Source organism: Sphingomonas glacialis (genome assembly GCF_014653575.1).
Classification (GTDB): Bacteria; Pseudomonadota; Alphaproteobacteria; order Sphingomonadales; family Sphingomonadaceae; genus Sphingomonas; species Sphingomonas glacialis.
On sequence record NZ_BNAQ01000001.1, the window covers coordinates 73,356 to 86,440 of the forward strand.

General features: G+C 65.5%; 13 protein-coding genes. 8 read left to right on the top strand and 5 right to left on the bottom strand.

The window, feature by feature from the left end:
* Window positions 1–7: 7 nt before the first annotated feature.
* The 3 genes from argC to IE187_RS00325 are packed head-to-tail and all read right to left on the bottom strand — an operon-like array spanning window position 8 to window position 1,582.
* Window positions 8–937, bottom strand: coding sequence for an N-acetyl-gamma-glutamyl-phosphate reductase (gene argC / locus IE187_RS00315; protein ID WP_189674642.1), 930 nt, complete (start codon window positions 935–937; stop codon window positions 8–10).
* Complete coding sequence (locus IE187_RS00320) at window positions 934–1,326, bottom strand: SH3 domain-containing protein (RefSeq protein ID WP_229839160.1); 393 nt, start codon at window positions 1,324–1,326, stop codon at window positions 934–936. Before IE187_RS00320 ends, argC begins: the two co-directional genes overlap by 4 nt.
* Window positions 1,247–1,582: a MarR family transcriptional regulator gene (locus IE187_RS00325; RefSeq protein WP_029625324.1), complete on the bottom strand. Its 336-nt coding sequence runs from the start codon at window positions 1,580–1,582 to the stop codon at window positions 1,247–1,249. The genes IE187_RS00320 and IE187_RS00325 overlap by 80 nt, the downstream gene beginning before the upstream one ends.
* A gap of 247 nt (window positions 1,583–1,829) precedes the next feature.
* Here IE187_RS00325 and secG point away from each other — a divergent pair, with 247 nt between their 5' ends.
* Window positions 1,830–2,234 (top strand): preprotein translocase subunit SecG, encoded by a 405-nt coding sequence (secG, locus tag IE187_RS00330; RefSeq protein ID WP_133188054.1) that lies wholly within the window; start codon window positions 1,830–1,832, stop codon window positions 2,232–2,234.
* 107 nt (window positions 2,235–2,341) lie between these two features.
* A complete protein-coding gene (gene pyrG / locus IE187_RS00335) occupies window positions 2,342–3,976 on the top strand; it encodes a CTP synthase (RefSeq protein ID WP_189674643.1) in 1,635 nt (544 codons plus the stop codon).
* A gap of 27 nt (window positions 3,977–4,003) precedes the next feature.
* Here pyrG and IE187_RS00340 read toward each other — a convergent pair whose 3' ends face one another.
* Window positions 4,004–5,152 carry an aspartyl/asparaginyl beta-hydroxylase domain-containing protein gene (locus IE187_RS00340; protein WP_189674644.1) on the bottom strand — a complete coding sequence of 383 codons (1,149 nt, stop codon included), beginning with the start codon at window positions 5,150–5,152 and terminating at the stop codon, window positions 4,004–4,006.
* A 163-nt stretch (window positions 5,153–5,315) separates the two neighbouring features.
* A complete protein-coding gene (locus IE187_RS00345; RefSeq protein WP_189674645.1) occupies window positions 5,316–5,786 on the bottom strand; it encodes an Hsp20 family protein in 471 nt (156 codons plus the stop codon).
* Window positions 5,787–6,047: 261 nt separating this feature from the next.
* Here IE187_RS00345 and IE187_RS00350 point away from each other — a divergent pair, with 261 nt between their 5' ends.
* The 6 genes from IE187_RS00350 to IE187_RS00375 all read left to right on the top strand — a co-directional run bounded on the left by IE187_RS00350 (window position 6,048) and on the right by IE187_RS00375 (window position 12,965).
* Complete coding sequence (locus IE187_RS00350; protein WP_189674646.1) at window positions 6,048–8,528, top strand: TonB-dependent receptor; 2,481 nt, start codon at window positions 6,048–6,050, stop codon at window positions 8,526–8,528.
* A gap of 551 nt (window positions 8,529–9,079) precedes the next feature.
* The gene (locus tag IE187_RS00355; RefSeq protein WP_189674647.1) at window positions 9,080–10,330 is read left to right on the top strand and encodes a lipoprotein-releasing ABC transporter permease subunit; all 1,251 of its coding nucleotides are present in this window, start codon (window positions 9,080–9,082) and stop codon (window positions 10,328–10,330) included.
* A complete protein-coding gene (locus IE187_RS00360; RefSeq protein WP_189674648.1) occupies window positions 10,323–10,997 on the top strand; it encodes an ABC transporter ATP-binding protein in 675 nt (224 codons plus the stop codon). Before IE187_RS00355 ends, IE187_RS00360 begins: the two co-directional genes overlap by 8 nt.
* Window positions 10,994–11,890 (top strand): hypothetical protein, encoded by an 897-nt coding sequence (locus IE187_RS00365; protein ID WP_189674649.1) that lies wholly within the window; start codon window positions 10,994–10,996, stop codon window positions 11,888–11,890. Before IE187_RS00360 ends, IE187_RS00365 begins: the two co-directional genes overlap by 4 nt.
* Window positions 11,887–12,489, top strand: coding sequence for a GNAT family N-acetyltransferase (locus tag IE187_RS00370; protein WP_189674650.1), 603 nt, complete (start codon window positions 11,887–11,889; stop codon window positions 12,487–12,489). Before IE187_RS00365 ends, IE187_RS00370 begins: the two co-directional genes overlap by 4 nt.
* The gene (locus IE187_RS00375) at window positions 12,486–12,965 is read left to right on the top strand and encodes a glutathione peroxidase (protein ID WP_229839161.1); all 480 of its coding nucleotides are present in this window, start codon (window positions 12,486–12,488) and stop codon (window positions 12,963–12,965) included. Before IE187_RS00370 ends, IE187_RS00375 begins: the two co-directional genes overlap by 4 nt.
* Window positions 12,966–13,085: the final 120 nt, after the last annotated feature.

A 13,085-nucleotide genomic window follows, 5' to 3' on the forward strand; every position in this document is an offset into this window, starting at 1 on the left:
CCTTGCGTTACACAGTGAGGCCGGCGAGCGGATCGAGCCCGGCCATGATGTTGAGATTCTGCACGGCGGCGCCCGCCGCACCCTTGCCGAGATTGTCGAGCGTCGCGATCAGCCGTGCCTGCCCGGTCTCGGCATTGCCGCAGACGCGCAGCGTCAGCCGATCGGTGCCGGCGTCATCCTCGATTTGCACTGCGGACGCATCGCCATCGGCGATTCGGATCAGCCCACCCTCGGGATAGGCCTCGCGCAACGCGGTTTCGCACGCGAGCAAGGTCGGCCGGCGCGGGAAACGGTACAGTGCGAGCGGCACCTCGACGATCATCCCGCGATAGGTGTTGGCGACCGACGGGGTGAAGATCGGCGGATGTTCGAGCCGGGCATGCTTCTGCATCTCGGGCACATGCTTGTGCGCAAGCCCAAGCGCATAGGCGCGCGTGGCCGGGGGCGGGTTCACGCCCTGATATTCGGCGATCATCGCCTTGCCGCCGCCCGAATAGCCCGACATGGCGTTGACGGTGATTCCCCAATCGACCGGCACCAGCCCGGCGCGGACGAGCGGTCGCAGCAAGGCAAGAAAACCCGTCGGATAGCAGCCAGGATTGGAAACGCGTTTTGCCTCGGCGATCGCATTTGCCTGGCCGGGCTCGACCTCGGCAAAGCCGTAGGTCCAGCCCTCGGCGACGCGGAACGCGGTCGAGGCGTCGATCACGCGGGTGCGGGTATTGGCGATGAGCGAAACCGCCTCGCGCGCGGCATCGTCGGGCAGGCACAGGATCACGAAGTCGCTGTCATTCAGCGCCTCGGCGCGCGCCACCGGGTCCTTGCGCCGCGCTTCGTCGAGCAGCACGATCGCGATGTCATCGCGTCCGGCCAGCCGTTCGCGGATCTCGAGACCGGTGGTGCCGACGGCGCCGTCGATGAAAACCGAAACGCTCATGCGGCAGGCCAGGACAGCGTGTCGGCATCGACATAGCCGACGAGTCCCGCGCCCGGCGCACGACCCCAGGCACGGCCTTTGACGAATTCGAGCACTTCGAACACATCGCCCGTTTTCAGATCGGTCAGCACGGCAGACTCCGGATCAGCGTCTTCGCGAAGGCCCGTAGCGCTGATCACGACGCGTTGCACGCAAGAAGCATAATGCGGCGCGAAGACGCGATCGGCCAAGCGGATGTCGGCAAGGTCGCGGCGCACGGCGTGGGTGCGCGGATCGAGCTCGACCGACTGCCCGCTGAGCGCAAAGCTCCTACGCGGCGGCGTGCCGGACGATCCGCTGTCGTGCGGGTTGGGGCGTGGTGTCGCCGATAAATTGGCCGAAATCGTCAAGAAAACTTGCCCCCTCGGACGTACGCGCAACAAAGATGTTACGCTTGTCATTGTCGTCCCGTTGGCGGCGCAGATAGCCCAGGGTACCGAGCCTGTTCAAGGCGCGCGTGACAACGGGTTTAGAGACGTTGAGCATCGCCGCCAGCCCGCGCACCGTATGCGGCCCTGGTTTGAGATACACTACCAGCAGAAGTGCCATCTGGCGATTGGTCAGATCAGGTTCACCCGACCGGACATAATCGACCAGTGTATGCATCCAGTCGGCAAGCGCATGATCTGTCTGTATCGCCACAGCTAGTGTCCGCAAATAACTCGGTAACCCCCACCAGCGGGGATATTCCTGGTCCACTAACGTTCCGGGAAGCCACAGGTTTCAGTTCGATAGCGAAATGTGACGGACAGGTTGCGATAACGGTCGTTGCGCGCGCGGTTGATCGCGCGGCTTACCTCGCCTATGTGCCCGGCTTCGCTGTCAAAGCGCCCCCAAGGAATCAGCCCGCTTCATGTTTCTGTTCCAGTTTCTCCTCGTGGTCCATTTCGTCATCGCTCTCGGGCTGGTGACGGTCGTCCTGATGCAGCGATCCGAGGGCGGCGGGCTCGGCATGGGTGGGAGCCCGGCCGGTTTGATGTCGGCGCGCGGGGCAGCGGATTTCCTGACGCGCGCGACCTCGATCCTCGGCGGTCTGTTCATCGCGCTCAGCATCCTGCTCGCGGTGCTCGCGGCGCAGGGCAAGTCGGTCAAGGTCGATGCCAGCGCCAAGCCGGCTGCGGTCACCGCGCCGGTCCAGGCGCCAGTCGCGCCGGGCGATCCCAACGTGCCGTTCGCCTCGGGCGCGCGCAGTGCGCTGCAGGCCGCGCCAAATAGCGCGGCGCCGGTCGGCAACACGTCGGTTCCGCTCGCACAGTAACCCGACCGGGTCCCTTCGCGCGCGACTCGATCGGTCGCGCATATCCACCATTTCCCGGAGTCGCGCGCTTGCCGCGCCACCCCGTTTGACGCTAGGCCTTTTCTCCCATGGCGCGGTTCATCTTTATCACCGGCGGCGTGGTCTCCTCGCTCGGCAAGGGTCTCATGGCAGCGAGCCTCGCGGCTCTGTTGCAAGCGCGCGGCTACCGCGTGCGGATTCGCAAGTTCGACCCCTATCTCAACGTCGATCCCGGCACGATGTCGCCCTACCAGCACGGCGAAGTCTATGTCACCGACGACGGGGCCGAGACCGACCTCGATCTCGGGCATTATGAACGCTTTACCGGCGTCGCCTCGCGCCAGTCGGACAACGTCACGAGCGGGCGGATCTATCAACAGATCATCACGCGCGAACGCCGCGGCGACTATCTCGGCGCGACCGTTCAGGTCATCCCGCACGTCACCGACGCGATCAAGGAATTCGCGCAAGACCAGACCGACGATCTCGATTTCGTACTGTGCGAGATCGGCGGCACCGTCGGCGACATCGAGTCGCTACCCTTCATCGAAGCCATTCGCCAGCTCCGCAACGATCTCGGCCGCGGCAATTCGGTCAGCATCCACGTCACGCTGGTGCCGTATATCGCGGCGGCCGGCGAGCTGAAGACCAAGCCGACGCAGCATTCGGTGCGCGAACTGGCAGCCCTCGGCGTCCAGCCCGACGTGCTGGTGTGCCGCTGCGAGCAGCCTTTGCCCGACAGTGACCGCGCGAAGATCGCGTTGTTCTGCAACGTTCCCAAGGAAGCCGTTATCCCGGCGCTCGACGCCAAGAGCATCTATGCGGTGCCGGTGCAGTATCACGAGCAAGGCCTCGACGACGCGGTGCTCAACGCGTTCGGCATCCTGCCGGGCAGCGCACCCGATCTTTCGCGCTGGACCGACATCATGGACCGCGTGACCAATCCCGAAGGCGAAGTCACCGTCGGCGTGGTCGGCAAATATGTCGGGCTTCAGGATGCGTACAAGTCGCTCGGCGAAGCGCTGGTGCACGGCGGGATCGCCAATAAGGTGAAGGTCAACGTCGAGTGGATCGACGCCGAGCTGTTCGAGGCCGACGACGCCGACATCACCGCCCGGCTCGAGCCGCTGCATGCGATCCTCGTCCCAGGGGCGTTCGGGTCGCGCGGCGCCGAGGGCAAGATCGCCAGCGTGCGCTTCGCGCGCGAGCGCGAGATCCCGTATTTCGGGATCTGCTTCGGGATGCAGATGGCGTGCGTCGAAGGTGCACGCGATCTCGCCGGGATCCCCGACGCGAGCTCGACCGAGTTCGGCGCGACCGACGAGCCCGTCGTGGGCATGATCACCGAATGGATGAGCGCGGCCGGCATCGAGAAGCGCGAACATGGCGGTGATCTCGGCGGCACGATGCGGCTCGGCGCCTATCCGGCGAAGCTCGACGGCAACAGCGTGGTGTCGAGCATCTATGGCGAAACCGATATCTCGGAGCGCCATCGTCACCGTTACGAGGTCAACACCGCGTATCGCGAGCGGCTCGAAAAGGGCGGTCTGGTGTTCAGCGGCATGTCGCCCGACGGCACGCTGCCCGAGATCGTCGAGCGGCCCGACCATCCGTGGTTCGTCGGCGTGCAATTCCACCCCGAACTCAAGAGCAAGCCGTTCGACCCGCATCCCCTGTTCAAGAGCTTCATCGCCGCGGCGGTCAAGCAGTCGCGGCTCGTCTGAGCTGGTCGTCGGGGGTGGGCGACACGCTCACCCCTGATCGACGAACGCTTCGACCGCACCGAACAGCACGCTCAGCGCCTCGCGCTCGGGTTCGGTGAGCTCGGGCCGCCATATCGCGAACAGCAGGACCACACGCGTCGTGTCGCCGCGGTTCCAGGCTTCGTGTTCGATCGAATCGTCGAATACCAACGCTTCGCCGAGCGTCCAGCCGCGCGTCTCGGCGCCGACGCGCAAGCCGCACTCGGGCGCGGTGATCAGCGGCAGATGGACGATCAGCCGCGTGTTGAGCATCCCGTGATGCGGGGTGATGTGCGTGCCGGGCTTGAGCAGCGAGAACAACGCCATCGGCGCGCGCTGGTCGATCCGCGGCATCGGCGTCGCGGCGAGCGCCGCCATTGTCGCCGGGCAGCGCTCGGCATTGCCCGCGACCGGCGCGCCCGCGCGCAGCAGATGGAACGCGCCCCAACTCGGGTCGTCGCGCAGCGGGTTGGGGGGCGGGGGGCGATCGGCCGGCGTCGCGACATAGGGTGGAAAATCCCAGTCGCGCGCCATCACCGCGTGCAGTTCGGCCTGGATATCGCCCGTCGCGGCTTCGAGGGCAGGGAGCCAGTCGAACTGGCTGCGATCGAAAAAGCCGATTTGCGGCAGCCCCGGAAAGTAGAAGCTCGACGGTCGCTGGACGAAAATCTCGATCTTGCCCGTCAGCAAGTCGATCGCGTGCTCGACGCGGCGAGTCGCCGGGCTCAGCCGAATGCCGCTCGCCGCCAGATGATCGTGCAGGAACGCTTCATAGTCGCGCGACGTCGCGGCGATGAAGCCAGCCGCGCGCTCGAGATCAGCCTGCAGCTCCGGCGGGAGCGCATCGCGCTGCCCCGCCGCATTGGCGATCGCGGCTTGATAATACGCAGCGGCACCGCGCTGATCGGTTTGCGTGGCAAGGTCGCCCATCATGATCAACGCTGGGATGTGATCGGGCTGCAGACCGAGCAGCCGCTGCAGCGCGCGTCGGGCACCGGCTTCGTCGCGCAACGCCCCGCACGCGAAGGCGAGCGGGAAAAGCGCGCGTGGATCGCTTTCGATCGCGGAGAGCAAGGCGCGACCGCGCGTCGCGTCGCCGCGGCGCAGCGCTGCGATGCCTTCGTTCAGATAGCGCTCGACCGGGAGGCTCGTTGCCATCAGGCGGTGTCGCGCGGTCGAGGCGGCATGGCGGAGTCTCCTGATCGGCCGGGTTCGGTCCTGTCAGGCTAGCAGGGGCGCTCCGATCCGCAACCGGCCAGAGTGCGCAATCGGCGGCGCCGGGATTGCTCCCGACACCGCCGTAAGGGCGCTCGAACGAGCGTTATGCCGCCTTGACGTCGCTCGCGGAGTCGACCGCGACCAGCGGGGCACCGGTCTTGATCGCGATGGTCTTGGGCTTCATCGCCTCGGGCACTTCGCGGACCAGGTCGATCACCAGCAAGCCATCATTGAGCCGCGCATCCTCGACCCGCACGAAATCGGCGAGTTCGAAGCGGCGCTCGAAGTTGCGGTTGGCGATGCCGATGTGGAGAAACGCGGCGGTCGCCTCGTCCTGCGCTTCCTTGCGCCCCTTCACCTGCAACAGGTTCTGCTGCGCGGTGATCTCGATGTCGTCGCGGCCGAAACCGGCGACGGCGAGCGTGATGCGATAGCGGTCGCCATCGAGTCGCTCGAGATTGAAGGGCGGGTAATTATCGGCGCTCGCCTGGCGCGCATTGGCCTCGAGCATGTCGAACAGCCGGTCGAAGCCGACGGTCGAGCGGCGATAGGGGGTCAGATCGAACGTACGCATAAAAACTCCTTTGATTAAGCGAGTGTCGTCGAAATCGAGCCGGGTCCGCTGCTGCGCGACCCGCCCGGTGCCGCCTCCCAAGGAGCGCCGCACTCGCTGAATTTGGTCGGCCGCGCACCGAGTTCAAGAGGCCCCGCCGCGGTTTTTGATGCGATGCTAAAGCGCACCTATCGCGGCCCCAAGAACGAGCGCGAGTGATAGTCCCCGCATTTGGTGGGCATATGGCGCGACTCGGGAAAAGCCCGAAACCAGGGGACCGTCATGCTTGCTTCCTTTCCGGCTCTGCTGCTCGCGTCGACCGCGCTCGGAAGTCCCGCCGTGGTGACCGATCCGCCCGTTGCCGCAGACGCACCCGTGGTTGCCACGCAGGCGGACGCGCCGGCAGCGCAGGAGAATAGCGGCGACATCCTGGTCACCGCCCGGCGCCGCGCCGAAACGCAGCAGACCGTGCCGATCGCGCTCTCGGTGCTGACCGGCAAATCGCTCGCCGAAAGCGGCACGTTCAACGTCAACCGGCTGCAGCAGCAAGTCCCTTCGCTGCAATTCTATTCGAGCAACCCGCGCAATTCGGCGATCAACATCCGCGGGCTCGGCGCGCCGTTCGGCTTGACCAATGACGGGATCGAGCAGGGCGTCGGTTTCTATATCGACGGCGTCTATATCGGCCGCGTCGGCGCGGCGACCTTCGACTTCATCGATGTCGACCGGGTCGAGGTGCTGCGCGGGCCGCAGGGCACGCTGTACGGCAAGAACACGACGTCGGGCGCGCTCAACATCACGACGCGCGCGCCCAGCTTCACCCCTGAGGTCCGTGCCGAAGTGAGCGTCGGCAATTACAATTTCGGTCAGCTCAAGACCTCGGTTTCGGGCCCGATCACCGACACGCTGGCGATCCGTCTGTCGACCTCGGCGACGACGCGCGACGGCACGATCTACGACGTTGCGAGCAAGACCGATCTCCATCGCCAGCGTAATCTCGGCTTTCGTGGACAGGCGCTCTACAAGCCGACCGACACGCTGAGCCTGACGCTGTCGGGCGATTTCAATGTGCAGAACCCGCTCTGCTGCGCGCAATATTACGCGCGCGTCGGCACGACGCAGCGCGCGGCGAACCGGCAATATGGCGCGCTTGCGGCCGCGTTCGGCTATGCCCCGCCGAGCACAAACCCGTTCGACCGCGTCACCGATCTCGATGCCAGCATCAATTCGCGCCAGGAAGTCGGCGGTGCGTCGCTCGTCGCCAATTGGGACCTCGGGCCGGCAACGCTGACCTCGGTCAGCGCGTGGCGCTATTGGGAATGGCAGCCCGCCAACGACCGCGATTTCATCGGACTGCCGATCACCACGATCTCGCAGAACCCGTCGCAGCAGAAGCAGCTCTCGCAGGAGTTCCGGCTCGCCTCGAACGGCAAGAGCCGGCTCGACTATACAGTCGGCGCCTTCCTGTTCCACCAGACGATCCGGACCCAAGGTTCGCAGGTACAGGGATCGGCGGCGAGCCGCTTCCTCCTGTCGGGCAGCGACGCCAGCAATCCGAACGTGCTCAACGGCCTCACCTCGACCAACACGATCGCCTTCGACAACACGAGCTTCGCCGTGTTCGGCAAGCTCAACTGGGCGTTGACCGACAAGCTCCACCTCCAGCCGGGGCTTCGCATCAATTACGACAAGAAATCGGGCACCTACGATGCGGTCGTCAGCATCGCCAACAGCCAGTACAGTTTCGTCGCGACCGGCGCGAATGTCGCGGCCTTGCTCGCCGCGGCGCAAGCGGGCGCGGCGCGCACCACCTTCCAGAACCAGATCAACACGCTCGCCCCGCAGCATTACAGCCCGCGGTTCAGCGCGTGGAACGTGTCGGGCGATCTCACGCTATCTTACGACTTTGCGGCGGACCTCCACGGCTACGCCTCCTATGCGCGCAGCTTCAAATCGGGCGGGATCAACCTGTCGGGCCTGCCGCTCAACGCGACCAGCACCGGCGTCGACCTGACGACGCAGAGCGTGAAGCCCGAAAAGGTCAACGCCTATGAGATCGGGCTCAAGACGCAGTTTCTCGACCGTCGGCTGACGCTCAACCTCGCCGGTTTCTGGACCGACATCACCGATTATCAAGCGACCGTGAACAACAATGCGATCAACGTGATCCGCGGGTATCTCGCCAATGCCGGCAAGGTGCGGTCGCGCGGGTTCGAGTTCGACTCGAGCTTCCGTCCGAGCCGGCGTTTCTCGGTCTATGGCAACGGCGCTTATACCGACGCCAAATACGTCGACTTCAAGAACGCGCCATGCCCGCCCGAGCTTTCGGGCGGGAGCGCCGCCAGCGCGACCAGTCCGGCGACCGCGGCGGGCGTCGCGGGGGGCGTCAGCCCGGCGGCGTGCGACATATCGGGGCAGCGGCTGCCGGGGATCTCGAAATGGTCCTTCTCATACGGCGGCGAATACAATGTGCCGGTCGGCCGATCGGGCGGACAGGTCTATGTCGGGTATGACGGCAGCTATCGCTCGCGCTTCTCGTCCAATCCGTCGCCCTCGGCGTATACCTGGATCGGGGGCTATGCGCTTTCGAGCTTCCGGCTCGGATATCGCAAGACGGATTTCAACGTCTACGCCTGGGTGCGTAACGCGTTCGACCAGAGGTACTTCGAGCTGCTGTCGACGCAATCGGGCAGCACGGGGTTGATCGTCGGGCAACCGGGCGATCCACGGACGTTCGGGGGTACGATTTCCAAGACGTTTTGAGTTGCTCTCCCTCCCTTTCCCTCTGCCGCATGCGGGAGCATCGGGTCGGTCATGCCCCCAGTATGACCTAAACAGCGCGGGGCGCTGTTTTCCCGATGCTGGTGGCCGAGCGCAGCGAGGTCGGGTGAGGGGTGTGTTGCGTCGTTGGGAAAACGCCGGTCGGCAAAGCCGCCGTCGGACGGGTTCGTCACGAGGGCGACCCGCCGGCCGATTTGGGCGATCCGCTGTGCGGACCGGCGGCCGGCACGGCCGCCTTCGCCCAAATGCAAACGTCCGGGCCGTTTCCGACCCGGACGCCTGCGTGACGATCGCTCGTCAGCCCCCATTTAGGCCTTCGCTGCCAGCCCTGCGGCGGCGCTGAAGGCCAGTCCCCGAACCCACGGCCGTTGCCTGTGTGTCAGTGACAAAAGCGTTACGAGCGCGTCGGGAGGTTGTCATGGGGAATGTGGCCGTTGCGAACCGATTGCGGCGCGGCTGTGGCGCTTGCGCAACAGCTGCGTCCTTGGGGCAAGCGGTTGCCAGCGCATCGGCCGCGTCCTAGAGCGCTCGCCATGATCCTCTCCCGCTATGAACGCATGATCGCCCGGCGCTATTTGCTGCCCGGCAAGGGCGAGGGGTTCATCTTCCTCGTCGCCGGTATCAGTCTTGTCGCCGTGATGCTCGGAGTCGCCGCGCTCGTCATCGTGATGAGCGTGATGAACGGCTTTCGCGCCGAGCTGTTTGACAAGATCGTCGGGCTCAACGGCCATGCCGTCGTCCAGGCGTACGGCGGCCAGATGCGCGACTGGCGTCAAGTCGTCGGGCTCGCCGAGACGACCAAGGGCGTGACCAGCGCAACGCCGCTGATCGAACAGCCGCTGATGGCGACCTATAACGGCCGCGTCGAAGGCGTGCTGGTGCGCGGGATGCGCGTGTCGGACATCCGTTCGAACAAGACGATCGGCAGCAAGGTCGTGATGGGCTCGCTGTCGTCGCTGATGCCGGGCAGCGGCCAGATCGCGATCGGCTCGGGGCTTGCCGACCAATTGGGCGCGGTCGTCGGCAGCCAGATCTCGCTGATCAGCCCGCAAGGGCAGACCACGCCGTTCGGCACGGTGCCGCGGATCGTGCAATATACTGTCGGCGCGGTCTTCACGATCGGCGTCTATGATTACGACAAGGCCTATATCATCATGCCGATGGAGGACGCGCAGACGCTCCTCATGCTCGGCGACTCGGTCAACATGATCGAGCTGCAAACGAGCAATGCCGATCAGGTCGGGCCGATCCTCGCGCCGCTTGCGAATAAGGTCGGCAAGATGGGGGTCATCCAGGACTGGCGGCAGATGAACGCGCAGCTGTTCGAAGCGCTCGCGGTCGAGCGCGTCGCGATGTTCACCGTGCTGTCGATCATCATCCTCGTTGCGGTGTTCAACATCCTGTCGTCGCTGATCATGCTGGTCCGCGCCAAGACCCGCGACATCGCGATCCTGCGGACGATGGGGGCGAGCAGAGGCGGGATGATCCGCATCTTCATGACGGTCGGCACAACGATCGGCGCGCTCGGCGTCGTCGCGGGGCTGATGCTCGGGTTCATCTTCCTCTATTTCCGCCAGAGCGTGGTCGATTTCGTCCAGCTCGTGACGGGGCAGAACCTGTGGGATCCCTCGATCCGCTTCCTGAGCGAACTGCCGTCGAAGACCGACCCGGTCGAAGTCACCGTCATTGCGCTGATGGCGCTGCTGTTCAGTTTCCTCGCCACACTCTACCCCGCGCTGAAAGCGGCGAGCACCGATCCCGTCCAGGTTTTGCGCTATGAATAATCCGGTCCTCGGCGTCACCGGGCTGACGCGCAGCTTCGAACAGGGCGGGCAGACGATCGAGGTCCTGCGCGGCGTCGACCTGCAAGTCGGTGCGGGCGAGATCGTCGCGTTGCTCGGCCCCTCGGGCTCGGGCAAGTCGACGCTGTTGCAGGCGGTCGGGCTGCTCGAGGGTGGCTTTGGCGGCTCGATCCTGATCGATGGCGAGGAGACCGCGCGGCTCAACGCCGACGGGCGCACGCGCGTCCGGCGCGACAAGCTCGGCTTCGTCTATCAATTCCACCATTTGCTGCCAGACTTCAACGCGACCGAGAATGTCGTCCTGCCGCAGATGATCCGCGACAAGACGCGCGCAGAGGCCAACGAGCGCTCGACCGCCTTGCTCACCGCGCTCGGCCTCGGCCACCGCCTGACGCATCGCCCGAGCCAATTGTCGGGTGGCGAGCAACAACGCGTCGCGGTCGCGCGCGCGCTCGCCAATCAGCCGGCGCTGGTGCTGGCGGACGAGCCGACCGGCAATCTCGACGAGGCGACCGCCGACGTGGTGCTCGCCGAATTCCTGCGGCTGGTGCGCGGCGAGGGGACCGCCGCGCTCGTCGCGACGCACAACGAGCGGATGGCGCTCAAGATGGACCGTGTCGTGCGGCTGCACGAGGGGAGATTGGCATGAAACGCGCGGTCGGGATTCTTATCGGCACCTTGGGTGCTTTCTGTGGTTCCACCGCATCGGCGCGCTGCAGCCTTCCCGTCGGATGGGATGGCGTGGTCGGGAAGCAGGCGCACTATATCGTCTTCGGGGAACTGCACGGCAGCGCGGAGACTCCCGCCGCAATCGGCGAGATCGCGTGCGCGCTGGCTGAGCGCAACACGCCGTTGCTGGTTGCCGTCGAACTCGAGGATAACGCCGGCCTGCAACGCGCTTGGTCGGAACCACAATCCGGCTTTGCAGCGGCGGCGTTGCAGGCGATGCCCGAATGGAAGACGCGCAACGATGGCGTGACGAGCCAGGCGATGCTGGACTTGCTGGTCGCATTGCACACGCTGAAGGACGCGGGTCGCAAAATCCATGTCGTCGCGTTCAACGATACGGCGCTAGCCGCATCGACGCGCTTCAAGGATCTGCCGGGGCAGGGCCCGCACGAGGCTGGACAAGCGGAGAACATCCGGGCCGCCGACGCCGTTCAAGCCTATGAACGGGTGCTGGTGCTCGTCGGCAACTATCACGCACGCAAGCGGCCGATCGCGCCCGGCGGCGTATCCTACGAGCCGATGGCGATGCGCCTTGCCGATCCGTCGCGGATCGTATCGATCAACGTCCTGAACAGCGGCGGTCAAGTATGGAATTGCCAGATCAAAGGCAACGTCCGGGCGCCGGGACCGATCACCGCCGCGATACTCGACTGCGGCCCGCACTCGGCCGGTGTTCCGGAAGACTGGGTCGCCCCTCCGCGGATCGTCGCCACGAATGGCGCGGCCGGCCCGAACAGTCCGGCGGGCGCGTACGACGCGACGCTCCTGATCGGCACGGTTACGGCGTCTCCGCCGGCCAAGGCGCCGCAATGACCACCTGGACCGAGGCGCCGACGATGGTCGGCCGGCACGTCACGTTGCGGCCCACTCAGGCCGAGGATCGCGACGCGATCGTCGCGGCGGCGGCGGATGGGAAGATCAGCGAGCTGTTCTTCACCAACGTCTCGACGCTGACCGATCCCGAAGCCTTTATGGCGGCCTTGTTCAAGGAACGCGACTTCGGGCGGGCGATGCCGTTTACCGTGTGCACGCCCGACGGCCGCGTCGTTGGGCTCACGCGCTACATGCGGATGAGCGCAGGCCATAAGCGGCTCGAAATCGGCGGGACGTTCTATGCCAAGTCGGTCCAGCGCAGCGGTGTCAATACCGAGGCCAAGCTGCTGCTGCTGCGTCATGCCTTCGAGGTACTGGGTTGCAACGCCGTCCAGATCCGCACCGACTGGTTCAACAAGCGCTCGCAGGCGGCGATCGAGCGGCTCGGCGCCAAGCGTGACGGGATCTTGCGCAACCATCAGGTGATGGATGGCCGGGTGCGCGATCTTGTGGTCTATTCGATCATCGCGAGCGAATGGGCCGGGGTCGAGCGCAATCTGTGCTTCCTGCTCGCGCGCAACGAAGGGACATCCGCATGACCGCGATCACCGACCTCACCGTCAAGGCCGCCGATGGTTCGCCCGTCGATCTCTCCACTTATGCCGGCAAGGTGCTGCTGATCGTCAATACCGCTTCGAAATGCGGGTTTACGCCGCAATATGAGGGGCTCGAGGCGCTGCATCGCAAGTTCGCCGGGCAGGCCTTCGAGGTGCTTGGCTTCCCGTGCAACCAGTTCGGCGCGCAGGAGCCGGGCGATGCCGCCGAGATCGCCAATTTTTGCTCGCTGACGTATGACGTGACCTTCCCTGTGTTTGCCAAGGTCGACGTCAACGGGGCGAACGCCGATCCCTTGTTCACCGAACTCAAGAAACAGGCCCCAGGCCTGCTCGGCCTGCAGGGCATCAAGTGGAACTTCACCAAGTTCCTCGTCGGCAAGGACGGCCGCGTCGTCGAGCGCTATGCGCCGACGACCAAGCCTGCCGATATCGAGGCGGATATCGCGAAGCTGCTGTAGATTGGTTCGCGCGGAGGCGCGGAGAACGCAGAGATGGCGCGCTCCTAGCAAGCGACTGATAGACCCTCCCGTTTCAGGTTGACGCGCGCCGCGCGTTTCAGTCTTCCGCTCTGCGTCCTC

Bases quoted from the DNA above. Each gene is read 5' to 3' on its own strand.
- argC (WP_189674642.1), bottom strand. From the start codon at position 937: ATGAGCGTTTCGGTTTTCATCGACGGCGCCGTCGGCACCACCGGTCTC.
- IE187_RS00325 (WP_029625324.1), bottom strand. From the start codon at position 1,582: ATGCATACACTGGTCGATTATGTCCGGTCGGGTGAACCTGATCTGACC.
- secG (WP_133188054.1), top strand. From the start codon at position 1,830: ATGTTTCTGTTCCAGTTTCTCCTCGTGGTCCATTTCGTCATCGCTCTC.
- pyrG (WP_189674643.1), top strand. From the start codon at position 2,342: ATGGCGCGGTTCATCTTTATCACCGGCGGCGTGGTCTCCTCGCTCGGC.
- IE187_RS00340 (WP_189674644.1), bottom strand. From the start codon at position 5,152: ATGGCAACGAGCCTCCCGGTCGAGCGCTATCTGAACGAAGGCATCGCA.
- IE187_RS00345 (WP_189674645.1), bottom strand. From the start codon at position 5,786: ATGCGTACGTTCGATCTGACCCCCTATCGCCGCTCGACCGTCGGCTTC.
- IE187_RS00350 (WP_189674646.1), top strand. From the start codon at position 6,048: ATGCTTGCTTCCTTTCCGGCTCTGCTGCTCGCGTCGACCGCGCTCGGA.
- IE187_RS00355 (WP_189674647.1), top strand. From the start codon at position 9,080: ATGATCCTCTCCCGCTATGAACGCATGATCGCCCGGCGCTATTTGCTG.
- IE187_RS00360 (WP_189674648.1), top strand. From the start codon at position 10,323: ATGAATAATCCGGTCCTCGGCGTCACCGGGCTGACGCGCAGCTTCGAA.
- IE187_RS00365 (WP_189674649.1), top strand. From the start codon at position 10,994: ATGAAACGCGCGGTCGGGATTCTTATCGGCACCTTGGGTGCTTTCTGT.
- IE187_RS00370 (WP_189674650.1), top strand. From the start codon at position 11,887: ATGACCACCTGGACCGAGGCGCCGACGATGGTCGGCCGGCACGTCACG.
- IE187_RS00375 (WP_229839161.1), top strand. From the start codon at position 12,486: ATGACCGCGATCACCGACCTCACCGTCAAGGCCGCCGATGGTTCGCCC.